The sequence below is a fragment of the Olivibacter sp. CPCC 100613 genome (assembly GCF_036959255.1).
Lineage (GTDB): Bacteria > Bacteroidota > Bacteroidia > Sphingobacteriales > Sphingobacteriaceae > Olivibacter.
Window position 1 is genome coordinate 16,227 of record NZ_JAWMTI010000001.1, and the last position, 23,958, is coordinate 40,184.

At 41.5% G+C, this 23,958-nt stretch carries 15 protein-coding genes; all 15 read right to left on the minus strand.

Features of this window, described 5'->3' with window-relative positions; genetic code table 11:
- Positions 1-3: 3 nt before the first annotated feature.
- The gene (locus RYH73_RS00055) at positions 4-702 is read right to left on the minus strand and encodes a fasciclin domain-containing protein (RefSeq protein WP_335311199.1); all 699 of its coding nucleotides are present in this window, start codon (positions 700-702) and stop codon (positions 4-6) included.
- Positions 703-723: 21 nt separating this feature from the next.
- Positions 724-2,181: a RagB/SusD family nutrient uptake outer membrane protein gene (locus RYH73_RS00060; protein WP_335311200.1), complete on the minus strand. Its 1,458-nt coding sequence runs from the start codon at positions 2,179-2,181 to the stop codon at positions 724-726.
- Between the two features lie 15 nt (positions 2,182-2,196).
- Positions 2,197-5,592, minus strand: a complete 3,396-nt coding sequence (locus RYH73_RS00065; protein WP_335311201.1) for a SusC/RagA family TonB-linked outer membrane protein — start codon at positions 5,590-5,592, stop codon at positions 2,197-2,199.
- A 214-nt stretch (positions 5,593-5,806) separates the two neighbouring features.
- A complete protein-coding gene (locus RYH73_RS00070) occupies positions 5,807-6,970 on the minus strand; it encodes a FecR family protein (RefSeq protein WP_335311202.1) in 1,164 nt (387 codons plus the stop codon).
- A gap of 103 nt (positions 6,971-7,073) precedes the next feature.
- Positions 7,074-7,616 (minus strand): RNA polymerase sigma-70 factor, encoded by a 543-nt coding sequence (locus RYH73_RS00075; RefSeq protein ID WP_335311203.1) that lies wholly within the window; start codon positions 7,614-7,616, stop codon positions 7,074-7,076.
- Positions 7,617-7,811: 195 nt separating this feature from the next.
- On the minus strand, positions 7,812-8,429 hold the full coding sequence (locus tag RYH73_RS00080) for an alpha/beta hydrolase (protein ID WP_335311204.1): 618 nt from the start codon (positions 8,427-8,429) through the stop codon (positions 7,812-7,814).
- Positions 8,430-8,546: 117 nt separating this feature from the next.
- On the minus strand, positions 8,547-9,482 hold the full coding sequence (locus RYH73_RS00085; RefSeq protein ID WP_335311205.1) for a ring-cleaving dioxygenase: 936 nt from the start codon (positions 9,480-9,482) through the stop codon (positions 8,547-8,549).
- A gap of 111 nt (positions 9,483-9,593) precedes the next feature.
- Positions 9,594-11,054: an alpha-L-fucosidase gene (locus tag RYH73_RS00090; protein ID WP_335311206.1), complete on the minus strand. Its 1,461-nt coding sequence runs from the start codon at positions 11,052-11,054 to the stop codon at positions 9,594-9,596.
- A 64-nt stretch (positions 11,055-11,118) separates the two neighbouring features.
- Positions 11,119-12,747 carry a beta-N-acetylhexosaminidase gene (locus tag RYH73_RS00095; RefSeq protein ID WP_335311207.1) on the minus strand — a complete coding sequence of 543 codons (1,629 nt, stop codon included), beginning with the start codon at positions 12,745-12,747 and terminating at the stop codon, positions 11,119-11,121.
- Positions 12,748-12,852: 105 nt separating this feature from the next.
- Positions 12,853-14,931 (minus strand): glycoside hydrolase family 2 protein, encoded by a 2,079-nt coding sequence (locus tag RYH73_RS00100; protein ID WP_335311208.1) that lies wholly within the window; start codon positions 14,929-14,931, stop codon positions 12,853-12,855.
- A gap of 277 nt (positions 14,932-15,208) precedes the next feature.
- Positions 15,209-16,825, minus strand: a complete 1,617-nt coding sequence (locus RYH73_RS00105) for a RagB/SusD family nutrient uptake outer membrane protein (RefSeq protein ID WP_335311209.1) — start codon at positions 16,823-16,825, stop codon at positions 15,209-15,211.
- Positions 16,826-16,832: 7 nt separating this feature from the next.
- Positions 16,833-20,129: a TonB-dependent receptor gene (locus RYH73_RS00110; protein WP_335311210.1), complete on the minus strand. Its 3,297-nt coding sequence runs from the start codon at positions 20,127-20,129 to the stop codon at positions 16,833-16,835.
- 255 nt (positions 20,130-20,384) lie between these two features.
- Complete coding sequence (locus RYH73_RS00115) at positions 20,385-21,554, minus strand: FecR family protein (protein WP_335311211.1); 1,170 nt, start codon at positions 21,552-21,554, stop codon at positions 20,385-20,387.
- 60 nt (positions 21,555-21,614) lie between these two features.
- Positions 21,615-22,196 (minus strand): RNA polymerase sigma factor, encoded by a 582-nt coding sequence (locus tag RYH73_RS00120; RefSeq protein ID WP_335311212.1) that lies wholly within the window; start codon positions 22,194-22,196, stop codon positions 21,615-21,617.
- A 328-nt stretch (positions 22,197-22,524) separates the two neighbouring features.
- Positions 22,525-23,868 carry a M60 family metallopeptidase gene (locus RYH73_RS00125; RefSeq protein ID WP_335311213.1) on the minus strand — a complete coding sequence of 448 codons (1,344 nt, stop codon included), beginning with the start codon at positions 23,866-23,868 and terminating at the stop codon, positions 22,525-22,527.
- Positions 23,869-23,958: the final 90 nt, after the last annotated feature.

Consider the following 23,958-nt stretch of genomic DNA (forward strand, 5'->3'; position numbering starts at 1 on the left):
CTTTTATAACTTTGGTTTTGAGAAAAATAATATGTGGGCATTGCTCAAGACATTCACATTTCCGGTGGTCGAAATAATCCCCGAGGTTTGCACAATCGTCCTTGCCCCATCTGAGCCACTGATTTCACTTGCAATAATGGGCGGTGTTATGGGTTTATATAAAAAAGTATAATACATTACCTGTGGCAATACAGAACTATTCTCATTATAGCCTAGGGCAGGATCGTCTGTAGACTCATAGGAGATTACCGCACGCGCGCCAGCTTTCGCGGTCTGAAATAAAATGCCATTCTGACTTAAATCCGCGTAGGCAATACGATTGGGAACAATATAGATATCGATAGAATCTCGAACCTTCTCGATTTCATACTTTAATAAAGAATCGATCGTCCATTTTCTAAAAGGGTCTATTTCCTGTTCTTCCAGGGCTCTTAAACTTAAATAACTGTTAATCGAATAATCAGTAGGTGCAAAAAAGGTGATGTCGGTCTGATTGATTTTCTCCTTTAACCCGGCCGCATCAATAACCATGAGTAGCGTATCAAAAAGCCCCCTGTTATTATTCTTCAGAAAATCGTATGTGCTCATATGAACGTTGGGATCGTGTAAGTTTCCACCGATAAAATAATCATCCTTTTTGCACGACTGGAGGCTCAACAGAAAGCCAACAAGGATTAAAAGAAACTTGAAATTCGTATTCATAAATTACTTATTTGGTTCATATTAATTATTAGACCTCCACCAATCATTTTGCGTCAATAAGGGCGCTTGTGGCAACAAAGTATTTAAGTCCAGCGGCCAATAATATCCCTTTTGTTCGATTCTTGCTTTCGTATATGAATTCGGGAACACGCGCTCCAACTGCTGCATTCGGATAGCATCATAGGCAAAAGTGCCTTCACCAATTAACTCCCTTCTCCGTTCATCTAAGATTTCCTCAGCCAGTAATTCACCACTCCCCCCATAGCTGGGCAATCCCGCTCTTGTTTTAATAGCATTTAAATCCGTAAGTGCTCCCCCAACGTTCCCATTCGCAAGGCGCGCCTCTGCCCGGAGCAATAGTATATCCGCTAATCTCATCAGCACCAAGTTATTGCTGACCACATAAGTGTTTTCATTGTTTGGATCATAATAGTCCACCTTATCATATTTTATCAAAATATAATTGCTCTCCCCAAATACGGGCGCTATTATTTTTGGGAAACGCAAATCACCTGAAGGAAAACTATTGATTATCTTTTCACCAATATAACAGACAGCGGCTATCTGGCGGTTCTTTATATAAGGTTCCGTTAAGAACAGGTTAAAAAAGCCATTTGTTGCCTCATTACTTACGGGATCAAATTGCATGAAAAGCTCAAAGATGTTTTCATTCGAATTACCCGTCCAAATATTCTTGTAGGTTTCAATATTTTCTAATGCATAGTTACCCCCATTGATCACCTCGTCACAAAATTTTTCTGCATTCGCATAATCATGGCGCCATGCATAAATTTGAGCCATTAATGCTTGTACTGCGCCAAGATTAGCATGTGTAGTAGCTGCACTATTATCGAGTAAATCCAAGGTAGTCTGTAGATCATCCATACAGAAATCCAAGGTTTCCGCTTCCGGTGATCTGCCTAAGGAGGGAACATTCCCAGGATCAGCGAAAGATTCCTTAACCAAAACCGGATCGCCCCAGGTACGGGCAATATAAAAATAGGTATAAGCCCGTAAAAATCGCGCCTCCCCTTCCAGACGCTTCTTTTGTGTCTCTCCACCGCTAAACTTAGCAATGTCAATGTTATTGATATTTTCTATTATTAGATTGCACTGGTTGACAATGGCGTAAAATCGTGTCCAATTATGTACCGAACCTTCCAAATAGGACGCATTTGACAGCCGCAATCCACCATCTTCGTCTTTGAAGCTTTGGTAATTCCATAGATCGGCTCCCATTAAAAAATTGTCACCGGCAAGATCTCCTGTAATAAAATAACTTCGATCCAGTCGGAAGGCTTCACGTAACATACCATAGGCACCGGCCAAGGCTTTCTCGACATTGGATCCGTTCACCCAGAATACTTCATCATAAGTTGCGTTTATAGGCGCTAGATTTAAGTATTTTTGACAAGAACTGCTTAAGCTTAACAGCAATAAGCACATCAGTTTCATATTATACACTATTTTTTTCATCATGGTCTTTTTTGTGAACTAAAAGGTAACTTCCAATCCCAGGGTATATTTTTTGGGCAATGGATATGCGCCTCCGCTATATTCACCCTGTGGTGTAACCAACTCCGCATCGGGCACGGACGATGATTGAATGATAAAAACATTATCGATCATGCTATAAAGTCGTGCACGCTTTATCCCCCAGCGTTGCAATAAGCTTCCTTCGAAATTATAACCAAGACTGATCGTTTTCAGGCGCACAAAATTGCCGTTTTCGTTCCACATGGTACTGAATGGAAGAAATTGATAATAGCTATTGCTGTAAGGATTTAAGGATGGAAAATCTGCTTGGTAATTTGGATCTTGCGCTTTTGAGGGAGTCCAGTAATTCACATCATCAAAATCAGGCAAGCGTCTATTTGCGAAGTCATTGATATTACCATAATTCCATACCCCCGCATATTGGTTGGACATAAAATTATTAATGATATCTCTTCCCAATGTAAACGTAAACAAAGCAGAAAGCGAGAAATTTTTATAGCTAAATTCGTTGTAAAGCCCGCCTGTAAAACTTGGATTAGGATTTCCTGTCGGTTGCAGATCCTGGCGATCCCAAACATCATAGTCGCCATTTACATCAAACCAGTTCGGATCGCCGGGCACGACTTGGCGATTACCGGTCCAATAGGTAAGTTTCTCACCGGTAATTGGATTAATGGGAATTTGATCCAAATGAGAATAAATCCCCTGATAAATCATTTGTCCCCAGGTATAGACTGCGCTACCGACGTTAAATAGCAAAGACTGGTTATAACCTTGTGAACTTTGATAAAAACCCCGATTACCGTTAGGCAAGGAAGCCAATCGGTTTCTATTATAACTTAGGTTAAAATTTGTATTCCATTGCAGCTTGCTTGTACTAGGTAAATTTTTGGTCTGAATTAAAAGATCGATACCCTCATTAAGAATATTCAGCGGTACGTTATAGGTAAGTGTAGTAAAGCCCGTGTAAAAGGGGTAAGGGAAACCCATAATTGGATTAATCGTTTCTCTTCGATAAGCATCGATGGTTACATTTAATCTACTATTAAAAAGATAAACATCGGCACCAACGTTGAGCTGTCGGGATTTATTCCATGTTAAATCGGGTTGTGTAATAGGGCTTGTAAAACTTGGGTTCGCCATGGTAACCCCATCGTAAGTTGCCGTTGAAACTTCCCATACATTGAACGGTGCATAAAAGTTCTCCGGTAATGTCCCTGATAAACCATAGCTTGCTCTAAACTTCAACAAACTCATCCAGGTAATATCTTTCATAAAATCTTCATCGGAGGCCACCCAACCTAAAGAAGCTGCTGGAAAATATCCCCATTTTGTATTTTTCCCAAAACGCGAAGAAGCGTCGGCACGAAGCGAAGCACTTAGTAAATATTTACCTTTATAATCATAAGCTACTTGTCCCAAATACGAAAGAAGGCCCGATTCCTGAAAATCAGAGAGGCCCGTCAAATCCCGCTGCGCAATTCCCTGCACGACCTGAATATCATCGGTTGGCACATTATTACCACTAACGTAAGTGCGTTTTTTCTGATCATATTGGAACGACTGCATGGCAGTAGCGGTTAAACTATGCCGGTCATTCCAGGTGTTTGTATAAGTCAACACATTGGCCAGATAATACGAGTTGTATCGAGAGGCATTGCTGAAAGCATTCGACACACCATTCGCGTCCAGTTCCGCCGGAAAAAAGCGATCCCTACTATCCACATTGGTAGAAATTGAACCTTGAAAGGAATAGCTCAATCCTTTTGCAAGTTGGAGGTTTGTCTGCGAGTACAAACTGAAGGCATCCGAAACATTTTTGTCCCGTAATTTGTCATATAAGCCATAATAAAAATCATAATCTGCCTGATCTAATCGTACAAATGAAGCTGGTAACTGAGCGGGGTTAACGGGAAGATTTTCGTCTACGAGCCCACGACTTCTACCTAAACCGCGTAACCTATCCGTTCTTGATGCAGAGACTATCAAATTGGAATTCAATTTCGGTGATAGACGAAAATCAAAATTTCCCCGTAAAGCATATCGTTTCAGACCGGTACTACGGATGATTCCTTCTTCATTATAATGGTTTAAAGAAAGTCGATAATTCATGATATCACTACCTGCCGAAATATTTGCATCATAATTTTGCAGCATACCCGTTTGGTAAAAAAGGTCTTGCCAATCGGTCGCATTATTATAAGACGGATTCAAACTGTCTGTCAACATTTGAGGTATATTTTGAAGCTGTGCATGACTGCCATAGGTTGTCAATAAACCCATTTTTTGACGCCGTTCTTCTGCCCCAGCATAAGTACGTTGCAATTCCGGTCGTTGTGTAATACCGCTGTAAGCAGACACCCGAATCTGCGGCGTTCCCTGACTCCCCTTTTTGGTCGTAATTACAATAACCCCGTTCGCACCACGAGAACCCCAAACCGCAGTCGCAGCAGCGTCCTTTTGTACAACAATCGTTTCAATATCGTTCACATTAATACCTGCCAAGTAATTTGTCCCGGTAGTAGAGGATCCCTCTAAATCTGTAATCGTCAAAGGAATCCCGTCAATAATGTACAAGGGTGTACTCATCGTTCTTGCCAGATCGAAGTCATCTGTATTAAATCCAGAAGAGATGGTTGAGTTCCCTCTAACAGTGAACGTATTACGCACACCCGGGGCGCCTGAAAAGTTTTGGATATTCACGCCCGCCACTCTACCTTGCAACAACGCTTCAAAGCTTGGAGCGGGCAAATTCTCAATCTGCTTTCCCGAAACAACCTGTACCGCACTGGTCGTTTTTCGTAACGATTGTTGCTGATAACCAACAACAACCACTTCATCCAGGCCTTGTCCCTCATCTAATTGAAGTGATACATTGAACGAAGTACCTTTGACCGGCAATGTTTTCGTTTTATAGCCCACAAAGGAAAAGCGAATGCTATCACCCATCGAAGCATTAATTTCATACACACCTCTGTTGTTTGTTACCGTGGTATAATTCGTACCTATTACTCGAACCGAAACTCCGGCGAAGGGCTGATGACGTTCATCACGCACCATTCCTGAAACAGCATGCTGTTTTGGTTGAACAAGGGTTACTTTTCGCCTTTTTACAATGACCGTTCCCTCGTATATCTGAAAGACGAACCCTTGATCCGTTAACGCTTCTTGCAATACGGTTTCTAATGGCGTCGCTTTTTTGATAACGGTTACGTTCGAACTATGATCCAGTAAACCTTCTTCATATAGAAAACGATAATTGGTTTGTGTTCTGATCTCTTTGAAGAGCTCTTCCAGCGAAATATCTTTGCGATTAAGTGTTACCTTTTGGGCCAGTGCATGAGCATGCACTCCGAGGCCGCAAGCTAACATCAAGATACATGTTAACTTCATGATAATAAGATTTTTTATGAAGGTTGATGCATAACCATGCCGATTCCGGTATTGGTCAATACGGAATTTATCCATAAATTTGTTTAATTAAGGTTATCGAAATATTTACACGAATCACGTATGCCTTATTGTATTCCCGGAGGTATGCCAGTACTTCCGGTTTTTTTGCATACTTATGGTGCTGTCAATCTAATGCATAGGCGCTCCTTTCAGGTTAGGTTACAATTAGTTTTCTACCATCAATCACAAACTGATGACCGCTTAAATCGCTTAACATCTTACAGACATTACCCAAAGTAACATCCCGTTTGATGCCTCCTTCATATCTTTTTTTTGTGATATCGCTTTGATATTCTACATCCACATCATACCACCTTGCCACTTCCTCTAATATTTCGTTTAAGTTTTTACCCTTGAAATAGAAATAGCCTTCCTTCCACGAAAGTGCCTCTTCTACATCCGCTTGTTGAACCACAAGTTTTCCTTCCATGAGACAAACGGCATAACCCGGTTCGATCGTTTTTTGCTCTTGCCCATTCTGTACACTGATCCTTCCTGCTGTCAGAATAGCTTTTATACGTTTATCCGACTGTACATTGATATTGAAAGCCGTGCCTAAAGCCTCTACACGCATGTTCCCTAATTCCACGAAGAAAGGAGATTGCTTTTTTGGAGCCACCTCGAAGTAGGCTTCACCCGCAATTAATCGTACGGTTCGCTCCGTCTCTTTAAACTTCTGTGGAAACGCCAGCGTCGTTTCGGCATTTAACCACACATCTGTCCCATCAGGCAAAGTCATTTGAAAAGTCCCCCCTTTTGGGACATGAATTTGATTGAGGCTTAGTGCTATTTTTTGATTTTCATATTCGGTAGGTGAAATTACTTTATCCCCCAACCAAGTTTTGTCATTTTGAAAATGGAGGGAATCACTTCTAAGCATAACCATTTTCCCATTGGAAAAAGTCAATGTTGCTTTTTTACTTGCCGGAAGTACATCATTATGATATCCAAAACGATGGTCAGGAACGATTCTTTCCGACTGATTGGTTTTAATCTGCCACCACGCTACGCCGCAAAACAACAATAAAATGGCGGCAACCCGTAACCATCTTTGCCTGAGCCAGCTGATTGATTTTCGCTCCGTGGTAACGGCCGCAAACTTTCGCATCACCTGATCCCAGTCCGATTCCTTATGGATGCTTTCGATCACGGCGATATCTTCGGCAAGTATCTCACTTTCCTTGTATTGTTGCAGCAAAGCCGCTACATGCTCATCCTCTTTGGCCCAATTGGACAAAGCAGTTTCTTCTTCCACACTGAGTGTCTTCTGTAGATATTTGGCGATGAGCTTTGCCAGCGCAAATTGTTCCTTACTCATAAACCTGCTAGGCTTCTTTCTTTCTAAGGAACCTGAATAGTAAAAAGGGGTGAAAAGATTTTTAAAAAAAAGAAAAATGAGCGATAAATAACTGTTTATCAGATCAATTATTTAAAAACAAATAGAGGATTACCGATAGAGCCTGCGGCGACAATTTATCTCTCAATAACATGAGTGCACGTTGCTTTTGCGTTTTCACTGTGTTGATGCTAATATTCAATGCTTCTGCTATTTCGAAGTTTTTCATACCTTCCAGATACCCCATTTTGCAGATAGTAGCACAGCCTTCCGGTAAGGTATTAAGAGCCGCCAATAACTCACCAACAACCTCCGCCCTTACCATTGCTTGCAACACTTTCGCCTCCTCCATTTCATCCAAGGGATATTGCTCGTGAACGCGCGTAACAATCTGCTGATGTCTTACACGATTTAAGGCTGCATGTTTTACTGTGCTGTAAAGATAGCTCTTTATAACATCGTTGCCACCTGCTATACGCAGTCCGTTCTCCATTAAGACAACGAAAGCATCTTGTGCTAAATCACGTGCTGTTTCACGACAATTTACTAAACGAAAAGCAAAAGTGCATAATCTAGCATAATATAGATCAAACCATTCTTTTACTTCATCAGGTGACATCCTATTCATAGTATACCCGGTTAAAAAGTACTTCTCCTTTACGCTGTAATTGTCCCTTAGTTCTCGGTTTTATTGGTCAGCCTCGCTATTAACGAACTAAATATGAAATCAATGTTAAGCGATAAAAACGACAATAACAAATTGGTTATAAACGCAATCGATTGCGTTTATAACCAATTTGTTATTGTCTTCTTAGGCGTTTTCTTAAAGCAATCTATTTGCCAAATCAAGCTCTTCTCTTGAAATACTATGCGCTTTGTTTTTATAGAGCTGCAAGGTTATCTGTCCACCAAGTTCTTCTAAAAGACTAACAGTTTCTGTTACACGTGAAACAGGTACGTGCGGATCAGGATCACTGCTTGTGATTAGAACAGGCGTATTTTGAAAATCTCCTTGATAACGTTGCCGAATCAATTGCTCTCCAATCAAACCACCGGTAAAAGCGATAATACCGCCATACTTCTTCGCATGCCTTGCTGTATATTCAAGGGTTAAACAAGCTCCCTGCGAAAAACCGAGAAAATAAATCTGCTCCTCTTGAATACCATTTGCTTTAAGCTCTTCTACGGCTTCTCCAATGGTGGCTATTGCCGAATCGAGCGCGGGCTGATTATCTTGTTCAGAAGCCATAAAGCTGTAGGGATACCAGCTATTATTAGTAGCTTGAGGGGCATAAATTGCCATATTCCCCAGCTTCAAAAAGCGACCAAGTGATATCATATCCTCCGCATGCCCGCCCCGGCCGTGAATCAAAACAATCGCTTTATCCGTTTCATTGAACGGCTTTCCTGCCTTTATAAATTGTTTATCGTGTGTGTACATGTTATTAAATGATGAGTTTTGAACGATGAGTTATGAATTTAGCCGTAGCACGGGCAGCGGCGGTTACAGGAGTTTAAAGCGTACACCTTATACCCTAAACCCAATACCTTCCTCAGCTTATACCAAAGAAGGAAGCACTTTTTCCAATTGTTCCCGATAGGGTTCATATTGTGAAGGCAATTTCAATCCTTTACCTAAATCTTCCACTGTTTCATCCGTGGCAAAGCCCGGATTGTCTGTTGCGATCTCAAAAAGTACACCTCCTGGTTCCCGGAAATAGAGTGAATAGAAATAATTTCTATCTATCTTTTCTGTAATCTGTAAACCAGCTTCCAGCACTTTCTGACGGTAATACATTAACACTTCCTCATTTTCTACACGGAACGCCACATGATGCACTGAACCTCCAGCCACGTGTCCAGCACTTTCACCCGGTGCTTCAACCAAATCGACAATATTGGCTTGTGCAGCATGATCGGTAATGAAACGAAAACGGTTAACATGCTGCTCGGCTAAATGATAGCCCAATATAGTTGTTAGCACATTTGCAGTAGCTTCGGCTTTATTCGTTGTGATTGTAATATGGTGAAAGCCTTTTGTCGCTACGAATCCGCTCACCTCATCTGTAGTCCAAGGCTGGCGTGTATCCTCCTTCTTCGGAACGGTCAATTCAAACTTGAGCCCATCAGGATCTAAAAAGGTAAGATATTGTTCACCGAATTTTTCGGCCACCTTGTTATAAGTTACATTATTGGCGTCGAAACGTTTCATCCAGAAATCCAAACTCCCTTCAGGCACGGCATAACCGATTTCGGTCACCTGACGTGTCCCGCGTCTTCCAGCCGAAATTCCACCCCAAGGAAAAAAGGTTAAAATACTACCTGGCGTACCAACTTTATCTCCATAATAAAAGTGATACGTTTCAGGGTCATCGAAGTTCACCGTTTTCTTTACGAGTCTTAAACCTAATACCCGTGTATAAAAATCATAATTCTTTTTTGCATTGCCTGCGATTGCAGTGATGTGATGTATGCCTTTTATTTGATTGCTCATGTTTTTGTCCTTTCTGTTATCTTATGATACAAAAGTCGGCATCTCATTGTTCAAAAAACTTAACCTAGGACAAGAAAATAATACAGCGAGTTTATTGATAAGTGCTAGCAACTATGTTTTCGCCTTTTCATATAATACATCACTATCTTGCTCTTTTTCATTCGTTTCTAATACAATAACTTTTGGCTCAGTCAGACGCTCTTTCAGGTAAATAAAATATTCGTCCCCTTCCACTTTACTGCGATGTATTTCCTCCGGATTGTAAGTCGTCGTTTTATTCGCAAGATCATAAAGTTTTGCGATACCCGCACCTGAAGCCACTTTGATCCTTAACGCGCCGGAAACGGGTGTATTGAAAATAATCAGGTAATATTTACCTGATTTTCTACTCCTCGTAATATACCCCCAGTCTTGTTTTTCCAAGTCAGCATAACCACAATCATAGATAGCTTCGTGATTCACCTTCATCCATTCCCCAATTTCTTTGGCCAGCTTTGTTTCTTCGACCCGGATTGCCCCCTGCCCATCCGGGCCGAAATTGAGCACGAAATTTCCGTCAAGAGATACTGACTTAGCCATCATCTCTATCAACTCCGTACTGGTCTTCACATGACCTCTCCATTCCGAATGGTAACCCCATTGATTTTCGGGCACGGTCATTACACAGTCCCAGTCATTACCATGTACATCTTCAATGGTGGCAGGCAGCTTACGTTCCCAACCTTGTTCATAATCTCCCATCAAATCACCATTGCTATCGAAATGTCTTCTACCAAATTCATCGGCCCGAAAACGGCTTCCGATAATCAGGCCGGGACGCATTGCGCGAAGCTCAGCTTCCAAACTATCTGCAAAGGCAGCCTGTTCAACCCATGCTTTATCCCAGCTTCCGTCAAACCATAAACCTTTCGTACTGGGATAATTGCTTAACAACTCTTTCAACTGGTTAGCAGTAAATTTCTTAAAGTCTTCATACGCCTGTTTTTCCTCCGGCGTTTTCGGCACATCCGAACGATAGCCTTTATGATGCCAATCGATGATTGAAAAATAGAGGTACACATCGATCCCTACGGCATCATAAGCCGCTACAATCTCTTTCAGCGCGTCTTTTTTATAAGGTGAATGGGCAATCGTATAATCGGTGTACTGACTTGGCCAAAGGCAGAAACCATCATGATGCTTTGTGGTGATAATGACATAACGAGCGCCCATATCTTTCGCTTGTGCCGCCCAAGCCTTCGCATCAAATTGTTTGGGATTAAATTGCTTGTAAAGATGATCATAGGCATCTTTTGGCATCTCTTTCCAAGAACGAATCCATTCGGCAGCACCGGCATAATACTTGCCATTCCAATGTCCGCCGGGAATGGCATAAAGCCCCCAATGTATAAATTGGCCCAATCCATAATTTCTCCACATTTCCATTTGAGCGTCGGTCCGTTTACCTAAACGATGTGCGCCGTGTTCTAGCGCTATCGAGGATCTTTTTTCAACCGCACCGGGAAATTGTGCCATTAAGACACGAAACGTTCCTATAAACAGAAATAAAGTGATGTATGTTCGTTTTTTCATGATCGATTTCTAATTAGCCAATGTGATCATTTGCTAATTGGCTAATTGTAAAATTGGCTAATTATTAATTCTCCTTCGCGTTTAAGTCTTTACGGTCTTTCTTAAAATAAACCGGTTCCGGGATCTCATCTGGCTGAAACGGGTTGTAAAAATAGAGCTCTTGTTTTCGGTATAGCTGGAGATGTTCTTTTAAACGCTCCTCAAAAGAGCGGTAGTTTTTTACCTCCCTACTACTCCAAGCAGCTTCTGCTAAACCGGCCAAGCGTGGGAAAAGCAGATAATCCACTCGATTTAAATTGGTAACGGTCTCAGTCCAAAGGTTCGCTTGTAAACCTAAGATCAGTTTTCTTTGTTCTGCATTTGAAACAAGACTGTCTGCAGAAAATGTATAAACATCCCTGAGGGAGCTGTATAACTTTCCCCATTTTCTTCCCGCACGATGGCTGCTGTCTTGCACAAAATCAAAATAAAAGGGTAAGCGTGGGCAAAGAATCGTTTGATAGCCTTTATCCAGTGATTTTTGCAATTGTTCCGGTTTATCATGCCGCCACCAACATATAATGGTACGATCCTTTGGTAAATTAATATCAGCCATTTCATCCCATACCAATAATTTTGCCTGAAGCTGGTAAACGGAATCGGCCATCCGTTCCATAAAATAGCGTTCCACATCTTTTAGGTTCTGTAGATGATGCTGATTCATCATTTTCTTAATCCCTTCATTTTGCATCCATTTATCCGATCCGAAACTCACTTCATCACCTCCGAGATGCAGCATATCGACCGGAAATAAGGCCTTTGTTTCACGAAGGATCGCTGATAAATAGGCATAGGTCTCTTCTTTTCCCGGATCAAAGGTAAAATCGGGATGCTGATCGCTACCACCACCACTATATTTCGGATAAGCTCTATTGGCAGCGGTAGCATGCCCAGGCATATCAATTTCCGGAATCACCTGAATATTCCGCTTACTAGCGTAGTCAATTACCTCCGCAATCTCTCTTTGTGTATAATAAGCCGCCGGTTTCAGCGGATTATTGTGATCACCAATCCCTCCGATCAGCGCTAGTTTAGGATATTTTTTGATTTCCAGTCGCCAAGCAGGTTCATCCGTTAGATGCCAATGCAGCTTATTTAATTTATAAAAGGCCATCCAGTCGATTAAATCCATCACCTTTTCTTTGCCAATAAAGAAACGTGATTCATCCAACATCAATCCACGCCAGGGATATGCAGGTTCATCTTCGATTTGCCAAGCCGGGATTAAAATCTTATTCCTATTTACATCGATATTAGCAACCAGCTGCATTAAACTGGAAGCTGCATTAAAGACTCCAGCCACCGAGCCAGCTTCAATGGAGATACCTCGCTCGGTAATCATTAAGCGATAAGCTTCTTCCGCATTGTTTTTCTTTTCAGCCAATCTTAAATGAATGGCAGCAGTATTTGACATTTTTTTGCGACTTGTAGCTAAAGGCAAAAGCTTCAAACGCAGCAACTCCTGTTGCAAATAAGAAGCGACATCCGCTAATGCAGGATCTTCCACCAACAAAGGTGTATTCATATCCAAGATAAATGCTCCCGCCTGAAGATTCGCTTTTAGCGGTGCGGGAATAATCGGACAATGCTGTTGTCCGTAACCGGGAAGCGTTAGCGCTAAAAGCACAATCCAAGTTAAAAGTCGGTTTATCATATCGTTGTAAGTTATTATCAGCTATCAGAAATCGGTTATCAGCCGTTCACACCTCCTTCGGTTGTTACAAATTATAATTAGCTAATCGGCTAATTATTACATTGGCTAATCAACCAAATCCCACACGATCGCATCTTTTAGAATTTTCTCCCTGCTTTCACCTATTGCTTCTATTTCATTCATACCTTTTTGTAATTTCACTTTGTCGAACAGCCAATGTTGTTTATTTACCCCTTGTTTTCCTACATAATATTGTCCATTCACGGAAAGCGAAATTTTTGTTAGATTAGAAAAGACTTGTATATGGGTAATTTCCTCTTTACGTTTATTATCTCTTCTATTAGCAATATAAATCATTGGCTCCGGATTCCAATTGGCCTTGTACCAATAAAAGCTATCTTTTTTTCGCTTCCGATCAAAGGTGATAAGTCCTTTTAGATTACGTGCATTGACGCCTCCGCGATTCCACATAGGTACTGCAAATTCAAAGGCATTCCATAGATAAGAAGCTAAAATATAAGGATGTTTTTCGATAATTGCCCATTGTTTTATATGCGTTTCTGTTTGATAGTTTTCAGGGAAGAATTCACCGCTTACCGGATTGATATCTTTTGCCGAAGGCAGTATTTCCGAAGATTGATCTATGTTTCCGTCAGCGCCATACTCCGTCAACATCACTTTATATTGTGGATACTCCTTTTCCAATCCGCTTGCCCATGATTCCAAATCGCCAATTTCCCCTTCATACCAGCCATAATAACGATTCATCCCTTGCACATCGCCCGCCAAATTTGCAGGTCTTCCCATTTCGCCATAACCGCTTACAGCTGCAGTAGGCCGATCGGGATCGTTCGTTTTGGCGATATCGTTCAGTTCCCTTGTTAAAACCGGCACATGTTCGTCCCTTGTTTTTGAATAAACTTCATTATGCATTCCCCAAATATAAATAGAGGGGTGGTTTCTGTTTTGGCGAATGAGTTCTGTCATTTGCTGCTTGGCATTCTCCCCCTCGGTCAGGGAAGTGCTGTTGACAAAAGGAATCTCCGCCCAGATGAGAAATCCTATACTATCCGCCAAAGCGTACATATCTTCTGCCTGCTGGTAATGCGCCAAACGAATTGTCGTAGCCCCCATTTCCTTGATCAAGTTCATATCCTCCAGGTGTTGTTCATGACTTAATGCATTGCCATGTTCCCAGCGATCCTGATGCCTGGTAACACCATACATGGGATATTTTTCTCCATTTAAGAACACCCCTTCACCAGCTCTCAGCTCAAAATACCTTATACCTAATGGCTGCTTAACTGCATCTAGCTCCTCTCCATCGGCTAATAGACTGGTTGTTAAGGTATAGCAATAGGGATCTTTTACTCCTTTCCACAAGTGTGGTCTTTGAATGGAGAAAGGCTGTTCTACGACTGTCATCCCTTGTGGACTTACTGCTACTTCTTTCTTTGTCTGTAAAACCTGTCTGCCGTTTGCATCCTTCACCGTCGTTTGCACCGTAATGTTTTTCAGTGTTTTTTTCCTATTCTCCAATTTGGCTTCTACCACAATGTCCGCCTGCTCAGCCGAAACGTTTTTTTGACGGATATAGATGCCGGGTGAAGCATAATCCGTTGTACTGATATTGACCTGATTTGTAATGATCATGCTAACAGGTCGGTAAATACCTCCGTATATCGGAAATAAGAACTGGTTTATGGGCAATACATCCTTTCTTGCTTCGTTATTTGTTTTTACCAGTAAGATATTCTCTTCCTTCCAATCGATTGAATTGGTGATTTCAAAAGCAAAAGCTGCATAGCTTCCTTTATGTGTACAAAGGTATTTGCCGTTCATATAAATTGTTGCAACCGAGCCCACGCCTTCGAACCGCAGGAAGACTCGTTTTTCCTTCCATGCAGGGTCGGGTTTAAACGCCTTCCGATAAAAAGCATCTCCGGCATAAAAGTTTTTGTCAAGCTGCATATCCGTTCGATTATAAGTATGCGGAACAGTAATGTATTCCCAATCGGCGCTCGTAAAATCAATTTCTTTGCTGTAATCAGCGGCACCTTTTTTAAATTGCCAGTGATCGTTGAAAGGAATCACTTGTCTACCACCCTGTGCCTGAACAGTGAAATACCCAAAGATAATGGTACAACAGATTCCAATGGAAACGTATTTAAAAAATTGCTGCATATGCATTTGTATATGAACACCGATGTATGTATCGTGGTATTCCCTTCTTTTGAATAATTTTTAGATTTTTAATGTGATTAATTCTTTCTTCACAAGATAAACAGGAATCTTTGCTTAAACAACTGACAGGCTAAATCAATCGGTTGCGCAGATTACGACAACCTTTTCGCTATGAGCCAATAAGTCTAATGTTTCACGTAACGCCTGGGTATAAATAACTTGCTCTGCAAATCATTTATACCAATTCGCACCGAACGATTAATACTTTTTTATTGGTTTAATTATAGCCCGGGTTTTGCGGAAATTCGGCTCCACTGTTCGCATCTATTACTTCCTGCGGAATAGGCCAAAGAACGTGATAATCTTGAATAAGCGATCTGGATTGCTCATTTAAAGTCCTTACACGATCAAGGAAAACCTGTTGCCCGAATCGGGAAAGTGTTATTCTGCGCATTTCCTCACCAATTAGTTCGCGAGCTCTTTCATCTAGCAGGTAATCAACATTCATTGCTGAGGGGGAAACAATACTGGCATTCGCCCGACTTCGAACTTCGTTAACAGCTTGTGCCGCTGCCGGCAGATTGTTCTGTTGCAGATAGGCTTCTGCCAATAATAGGTAGGTCTCTGCTAACCGTATTTTTACTCGATCTTTCATGTTTCCCTCAAAAGCCGGGTTATCTGCAGTTTTACCATAAAAGAATTTTGTCGTGGTAGGAAATAAATTTCCTGAATTGATCATTTGTTGAGTAATCGTAACTTTTTGACCATATAAAGCAGAAGTAGGATCATTGTAATACCAATTCCGTTTTATATTATACTCCGAATTACGGATGTCAGTTGTTTCGTAGCTGTTGAGCCACCAATCGAAAGGTCGAATTTGTCCAAGGCCACGTCCACCTAGCGAGTCAGCCAAGGTAAAACCTCCTACGTTGGCATAAAAGGGTACCCATGCTCTTTTGCTCCAGTCCGTATACAAGTCGCCTCCACCTTGTGTATTATACTCCAGTTGAATTGCCCATATGGTTTCCCGATTACCCGACTTTCTATTTTGGTTATGTTCGATAAATAGATCATGGAAAACGTCTCCTCCTTGATCTTTCTCCGCACCAAATCGCTCTCTATTCAGCGTATAGTACCCCGATTCCACAACCTGTTTGGCTGCAATGATCGCTGAATCGGGTTTCCGGGCTACTAAATAATCTTCTGCGAGATAATGCAATGCTGCCCACTTCGTAAGCTTGCCGTCTTCAATCGCGTCTGGATTCTCCGGTAAATTAGCCGATGCATATTTCAAATCGTCTATCATGTGTTGCACCACTTCAGCACGAGGGGTACGTGTAAAATCTGTTCGAGGATCGGATGAAATCTCCTCTACCCACGGTACATCCCCATATAAGTTGATGAGGTAACGATAACCATACGCTCGAAAAAACAGAGCGGTAGCGCGTACACGATTGGGGTCATTCGCCGGGTCGTCCCATACAATGTCGTGATGATCCAATGCATAGATAATACTGTTGGCATTACCTATTAAACCGTAAGCAAACCTCCAATAATTGCGCACATAACTGGAGGCATTGTCGAGCGTATACTGTGCAAAAGGAATCAGCGAACCGTCAGGTCCATTGGATTTGGTCGTTACAATATCAGTTCCTACTTGCAATGCTTCCTGCGGTGTCGCACCTTGCGAAAACAAATCATTATTCCAGGTTTGAAACTCTAACCGGGCATAGGCATACAGACCATTTAATCCAGCTTCAAATCCTGCCGTGGTCGTATACGAATTATCAGGAGATAAAAACCCACTGGTATCCTCATCGAGAAAATCCTTTTTGCAACTGCTGGCTGCTGAGAGCAGCAATGCGCTATATACTAGTCTATGTATTACTTTCATCTTGAATTTAGAATTGAACATTTACACCTAAAGAAAATACGCGAGCGACCGGATAAGGCGATAAAATATTTGTTGTTGTTGGATTTCCGGTTGCCGTATTAACACTTAAAGCTTCTGGATTATATCCTTTTACCTTGGTGAAGGTATATAAGTTACGCGCGTTGATAAACGTGCGAATACTGCCGATGTGCAATTTATCCAGTTGCTCTCCGCTGAAGGTATAGCTTAAAGTCAGATCCCTAATGCGCCAAAACGCAGCATTAATATAATACTTGTGGGTATTCACCGGTATATAGCCGGGAGATGGTACATCCTGACTCGGATTATCGGGTGTCCAGTAGTCCATATCCGAAAGATAGTTGGCTCCACTGCCCGGTATGAAACGCTCTACATTTGTAAAATTGTCTTCTTTGGTCACGCCAAATGCCCCGTTCATAAAGAAAGACAGATTAAATTTTTTATAGGTAAAATCATTACCGAAACCCAGGGTATATTTTGGGATTTTTGTACCCATCACCGTCCGATCGTTCGCGGTAATTTTTCCGTCACCGTCTAAATCGGCCAGTTTTGCATCTCCGGGTTTTGCATTTGGCTGCCAGGAATTAGCAATATCATCACTTTCCTGCCAAATACCAATTACTTTATAATCATAAAAGATGCGGATCGGTTGACCGATAATATAACCACTGGAAAGATTACTTTTTCCATCACCTGTCAATTCGACGATCTCATTGTCATTATAAGCAAAATTGATATTGGAATTCCATTTAAAATCGTCTTGCACGACGTTTTGTGTATTCAAGTTGATTTCAATTCCGAGGTTTTTCGTTTTTCCAATATTACTAACGATCGTGTTATAGCCGTTCATCACAGGAACTTGCCTGCTCATCAGTAGATCATAGGTACGCGTTTTATACACATCGATGCTCCCATTGATCCGATTGTTCAATAAGCCGAAATCAAGTCCTGCATTTAATGATTCGGTGGTTTCCCATTTCAAATTTTTATTACCAATCGCGTCGAAGGCTAAGGCCAAGCCATTGACCGCCATTCCGCCATCACCAAATAAATATTGAATATTTGTTAGCCGATCGTAAGTCTGATAGGCACTGATGGCTTGATTACCGTTTTTCCCATAGGATAATCGCAGTTTCAGGTTATTAATCAGCGAACTGGTAAAAAAATCTTCAGAAGAAATAACCCAAGCTCCTGCTACAGAAGGAAAGAAAGCCCATTTATCGCCTTCGGCGAAGGCCGAGTAGCCGTCCGAACGTCCTGTTAAGGTTAACAAGTATCGATCTTTATATCCATAATTGACCCTTCCCATGTAGGATAAGAGCGCTGTATTAATGAGTCCCGATTCAATTTGTTTATTATTTGAAGCTGATTCGAGGTTATTATACCCATTATCTGTGACAAAATTTTCGCCATAAAGCCGATTGTCTTTAATATTCGACTTCTGCGCGCTATACAAAGCCACTACATTGATTTTATGGTCACCAAAACTACGATTATATGTCAGGAGATTTTCCCAAGTCCAATCATAAGCATTCTGCCCTTCGATTTCACCATAGCCGTTTACTCCTTGTCCGGCCAAGGTGTTTGAGCCATAATAACTTCCGGTTTCCGTATTACGATAATTAATCCCAAAAGTGGTCTTAAAGTTTAGGCCTTCTACAGGCAATTGTACGTCTAAAAAAGAATTAGCGTATACGGAGCGTTTGGTTTGATTGTAAATACCATTTTCATCTGCAAATGGGTGCGCATAAAGCGTCTGTGCATACATCGGATAGATGGCAATATCCCCATTATCTTCACGATCTTTTCCATAAGGACTCATTTTGACGGCATTATCGATGGAAGGTTGTACACCGTTATTATCAGACTGCATCAGTTGTGCCATCAAACCGAGTTTAAGCCATGAACTCAAATTTTGGTTGAGATTCAAATTCACATTGTATCGCTTAAAAGGTGAATTTCTCACCACCCCCTCTTGATTAAGATAGGCAGCAGAAGCATAGTAAGTTGCGTTTTCATTTCCACCTGAAAAACTAACTTGATGCTCTTGCATTGGTGCATTGCTATTGAAGACACGGTCCTGCCAATCTACTTCAACGCCTTTTTTTGACTGCTCCAAGACATTGGCGAAGAGGTAATTTTCAGGATTAAGCTCGTCTCCCGTACGCCCCATCGCTACTTGGTAATCATGCATATATTGCAGGTATTCGGCACCATTCATCAATGGTAAACGCCTAGCTACGTTTTGTATACCGAAATAACCATTGTAGGTTATTTTAGGCCCGCCGGATATCCCTTTTTTAGAAGTGATCAGAATGACGCCGTTTGCGGCACGTGAACCGTATATGGCCGTAGAAGAAGCGTCTTTTAACACAGAGATATTTTCAATTGTATTAGGCGAAATATCACTCATGGAACCACTAAAAGGAATACCATCCAAAATAATCAGCGGATCGTTCGAGGCTGTAATGGAATTTTGCCCACGAACGTTCATCATCGCGGTTGCTCCCGGACTTGCATCACCGGTGTTTATGGTTAGACCTGCTACTTTTCCCTGTAATTTATCTACAATGTTAGGTGAATTCACATTTTCCAACTCTTTTGCTGAGACTGTCGCTATACTTCCTGTCAAATCGGATTTTTTTTGTGATCCGTATCCCACTACGACCACTTCATCCAACACGTCACTTTCCTGACGTAAGATGACGCGCATTGAGTCTTTTGTTGCCGGTAATTCTTGTGCCACGCTTCCAATGTAGGAGAAGATCAATAGCTCACCTTCTTTTATATCCTGAAGGACGAATCTCCCTTCGGCATCTGTCATCGTACCTTTACTTGTTCCTTTCTTCCGAACCGATACACCTGCCATAGGACTTCCTAACGAATCGACAACAACACCGCCAACCTTCTGTAGCTGGATGATGTCCGACTTAGATTGAACTATTCCCTGCTTGGGTTTTAAGGTAATTGTCTCCTCTACGATAGCATACACAAAAGGCTGATTGTTGAAAATCTGCTGCATGACGACTTTTAAGGCCTGGTTTTTTACCTGAATAGTGACCGGTTTGGCCGCAGCCAAATACTTTTGATCGTAAAAAAAGGTGTAACCACTTTGCTTTGTAAGGGCTTCGATCACTTCTTTTAACGAGGCGTTCTTTAGGTTCAACGAAATTTGTTGTGCATAAGCTGCGTAGCCAAATTTCCAACTACATAATAGCATGAAACATACCCAATATATAACATGACTTGGTTTGCTCCGCGTTTTCAATAGTTTTCTAAAATTCATATTTCATTTTGTTCGGTTAGATTAATGGGTATTTTCCTTTAGCAAAACCCACTTGCATTTAATTGCATGGAGAATGATTCAACACAACCCTTCTTTTTCAAGTCTATTCATATGTTAGTTTATTAATGAAGACGGGTGAAGGATGAGCAGGGGGGATGTAATTTGGATTTTTTTGACTTCAAAGGCCGCATTCCCTACTACAGACGCAGCTTCAAGCGCTCATCATCCCCTGTCAAATAGCTCTTTATGCGTATTTTACTGAATGAGTCGTATTTGTTTCCCTTTATCGGCGGTGCTTCCTTCTTCAATAGTAAATTTCAGCTCACTGGTCAATTCCAGAATCCTTAATACTTTTGATAAATTAACGGCACGTTTCATCTTACCATTGTAGGTATTATTTGGGAACTTGTCAAGATCGACCACTCGTACGTCATACCATCGTTCAAGCTGACGCATGATCGTCTTTAAGTCAGTATTATTAAAAACAAACTCGCCGTCTTTCCATGCGATGCTTTCTGCAGGATTTATCTGACGCACGGCTAATCGGGTTCCATTTTTGGGTAAAGAACTTTGTTCGTTCGGCTGAAGTACAACCGATGAAGCAAGATTGTTCGTTAAGATTTTTACCTTTCCTTCCACTAATGTCGTCCTTGTAGCTAGTTCGTTTTCATAAGCATTCACATTGAAATGTGTACCGAGCACAAGGACTTCCTGTTGTTTGGTTTGAACAATAAATGGCTTATAGTGATTGTGCTTCGTTACTTCAAAATAGGCTTCTCCTTCAAGTTCCACTCTTCGTTCATCTTCACCGAAATGAAGTGGATATTTAATGGAAGAAGAGGCATTTAGCCATACCTTGGTACCATCTGGCAGTTGCAGTTGAAATTGACCGCCCTTGGGGGTATGAACTTCATTAAACACCATGTCGGTAGCATCTTCGCGACTTTCTTTTATTGGTTTAGCTGTATATACTAATTGGCCATTCTCCTTTTTCAAGATATAGAATCCATCCTGTTCAATTGATTCACCGGGTTTTAAAGAGGTCAAGTCAATTTCCGAACCGTTCGCTAAAGTCAAGCTTGCCCGATCTCCTCCGGGGTGCACATCGTGCACTACCAGTCGATTTTCAAGCTTATCGGTGGAATGAGTTACATAATATTTGTACGAGAAGAGAAAAGTAACAAGGGTTATACCGGCAGCCACCATCCACTTTAAATAAGGGTTTAACCGTATGCGCTTTGCCGATTTTTTTTCAATTGTCTGCCACATTTCCTGTTCCGCTAAATCGAAATCCACTTCCGCTAAGGGCATATCTTCGTTATGCCAAGCTTCATACCAATCCATCAGCAATTGCTTTTCTTCTTCGGTACATAGCCCCTTCCTAAATTTTCGTAAAAGTCGATCGGCCTGTTGCTTTCTTCTCATTATACCCACAGTATTTTTGTATATGACGGTTGAACCTCCTTGAAAGGGGATACGAAGATTTTATTTGCTGAAAATAAATAAGAGGTATACTAGGATGCCCAATTTAGATCGTAAAATCTTTAAGGCTTTTTTTATCTGATCCGTAACTGTTTGATCCGAGATATTTAACTGTTGAGCAATTTCCTTGTGGGAAAGATGCTCCTTGCGACTCATTTCGAAGACTAAACGCATTCGTGACGGAAGCGACAGAATTGCCCGATCGATATGTTCTTGCAACTGATGTGTACGAACTCGATCGTCCGTTCGTTCCGAACCTTCATCCAGGAAAGTTTGGAGAGAGTTTAGGTAATCGTTCGCATGCTTGCTTTTTGATAGGGTATCAAATACCCGGTTTCTTACCGCCGTATGCAAATAGGAAGCCAAATTCAACGGTGCAAAATCTGCCTGTTGACTATAATTCCAAAGCTTTAAAAAGATATCCTGTACCACATCTTTTGCTTCTTCTTGATCCCTCAATTTGTTGTAGGCATGCGCGAAAAGTGTGCGATTGTATCTTTTAAAAATTTCCTTAAAGGCCAAATCATTCCCTGCTCGAATCAAATCGATCAAGGCCAGATCGGAAAGATGAATCAACGTATCCATGTGCATTTTTCTATTGCGTTCCGAATCAACAAATGAGGATTACAACCTATTGACCCGATAAAAAAACAGATATGCTCTCCGTGAAGTATAAATTATAAATTGGTTAACAGCTGTTGTAAGAAGCAATAATAGAAAGAAGCAGACTGATCTGCAATAGGTTTGTTACACGCAATCGATTGTGTATTTTACGAAAACGTTGTAGTTCGCTTAAATCGCGTTATCAGTCGTTGGATAATCGACGTTACTCGAAAATTTAACGGTAGAGAAGGAATAGAAACGACATGAAGGCATCTCAGCAGTCTGCTAAGATGCCTTGTGTGTCCGCTTATTATTCATCCCTTAGTAGGGTCAGATCTTCTGTGGGGCTTGGTAAGTTCAAATGAGCGATTTCATCATATACCGATTCATTCACATTAAATCCCCATTTACGGAAAAAATCACTTAAGTCTTTTCCACTGATGGTACATGCTCTCAACATAAAATAACGCATCTTTTCTGCTGTCGTTGATAAAGTCGGTTTTTCTTCACGTGTTTTTCTACTAAGCTGTATGTATAGTTGATCACCAAAAGCTAACCAAAGCTGATGAAACATAATCAGTTTTAGGTCGTTATCACCGGCATTGTAATCGCGCTCGGCAAGTGGTTTCGCCAAAAATGTGTCTAGCTTTGGCCAACTATTATTGATTGTGATACGACTATCAGGCAAAGCAAAGAGGCGTTCCGAAGCCATCGAATAGACATTAACCGTCGTTTCGGTTAAGCCGTCCCAGGTCCAGGCAGCCTGCTGATAGGTGTGTCCCACTTCATGCCAAATGCCCCAACCATTCACATTACTTAAGTATTGCGGCTGCAACATTCGATAGCTCAAACTCTGTGTAAAATAGATAGCGATACCGGCCGCCATATATCCGCCTGCAGCACGATCACGAACTGTAATTAAATGTTTATAGGGTGGTTTTGTGTGATCTGCCGAAGAATTATCCAAACCACTTATTGCATCTTGCGACTCAATGATGGAATCCAATCGACTCACTATCAGATCCTGATTTTCATCTTTATAAGTAATCGCATCTGTCAGCGTGGTAACCAGCACGGTACGATCTGATTCGAACACCACATCTGGTACGTTATCGATCGAATCCAAGGCTGCCAACCATTGTTGATGCGTAGTAACTCCTTTTTTATAATAGGGAACCGGTTTGCATCCCGCTTCAAATTTCACCTTCGCAGCAGCGCTCGGAGTTCCTGCTGTTACATAACGAATATAAATTAGCCCGCCATACATGTCGCCAGGCAAAGTCTGTGTTCCAGCTACCAAATTGTGATACGTACGCACCGGCCTAATGGCATCTCGAAAGGGAGTACCAACTGCCAGCACGGGTAATGAAGTGCCAGCTGTTGGTGTAACAGTAACGGTAATGGAATCACCTGGTGCGACATAGAACCCCGTGGCCTGCATATCATTATGCTGTCCTCGAAACCCCAACCGGGCTGCAACAGCTTCCTGTGTTGGACCTTCTCGAAATTCATTTTCGGAAGGTGCGAGTGCAATATCGCTGCTCGTATTACCTTCCGCATCTACGGAATGGAAGGTTTCCTTTTTACAGGACAAGAGTATACCGGAGAGGCATACAACAAGAAGTGCTTTTTTTAAGAAGGATTTTCTCATCATGAATCTAAATTTTGGTTTATGATAAATTTTCATGATGGCCACTTACCGCTAATGAAGGGCCATCTCATTAGTAAGACGGCCGGGTGCTCT

Bases quoted from the DNA above. Each gene is read 5' to 3' on its own strand.
- RYH73_RS00110 (WP_335311210.1), bottom strand. From the start codon at position 20,129: ATGAATTTTAGAAAACTATTGAAAACGCGGAGCAAACCAAGTCATGTT.
- RYH73_RS00120 (WP_335311212.1), bottom strand. From the start codon at position 22,196: ATGGATACGTTGATTCATCTTTCCGATCTGGCCTTGATCGATTTGATT.
- RYH73_RS00115 (WP_335311211.1), bottom strand. From the start codon at position 21,554: ATGAGAAGAAAGCAACAGGCCGATCGACTTTTACGAAAATTTAGGAAG.
- RYH73_RS00065 (WP_335311201.1), bottom strand. From the start codon at position 5,592: ATGAAGTTAACATGTATCTTGATGTTAGCTTGCGGCCTCGGAGTGCAT.
- RYH73_RS00075 (WP_335311203.1), bottom strand. From the start codon at position 7,616: ATGAATAGGATGTCACCTGATGAAGTAAAAGAATGGTTTGATCTATAT.
- RYH73_RS00060 (WP_335311200.1), bottom strand. From the start codon at position 2,181: ATGATGAAAAAAATAGTGTATAATATGAAACTGATGTGCTTATTGCTG.
- RYH73_RS00085 (WP_335311205.1), bottom strand. From the start codon at position 9,482: ATGAGCAATCAAATAAAAGGCATACATCACATCACTGCAATCGCAGGC.
- RYH73_RS00055 (WP_335311199.1), bottom strand. From the start codon at position 702: ATGAATACGAATTTCAAGTTTCTTTTAATCCTTGTTGGCTTTCTGTTG.
- RYH73_RS00100 (WP_335311208.1), bottom strand. From the start codon at position 14,931: ATGCAGCAATTTTTTAAATACGTTTCCATTGGAATCTGTTGTACCATT.
- RYH73_RS00090 (WP_335311206.1), bottom strand. From the start codon at position 11,054: ATGAAAAAACGAACATACATCACTTTATTTCTGTTTATAGGAACGTTT.
- RYH73_RS00070 (WP_335311202.1), bottom strand. From the start codon at position 6,970: ATGAGTAAGGAACAATTTGCGCTGGCAAAGCTCATCGCCAAATATCTA.
- RYH73_RS00095 (WP_335311207.1), bottom strand. From the start codon at position 12,747: ATGATAAACCGACTTTTAACTTGGATTGTGCTTTTAGCGCTAACGCTT.
- RYH73_RS00080 (WP_335311204.1), bottom strand. From the start codon at position 8,429: ATGTACACACACGATAAACAATTTATAAAGGCAGGAAAGCCGTTCAAT.
- RYH73_RS00105 (WP_335311209.1), bottom strand. From the start codon at position 16,825: ATGAAAGTAATACATAGACTAGTATATAGCGCATTGCTGCTCTCAGCA.
- RYH73_RS00125 (WP_335311213.1), bottom strand. From the start codon at position 23,868: ATGATGAGAAAATCCTTCTTAAAAAAAGCACTTCTTGTTGTATGCCTC.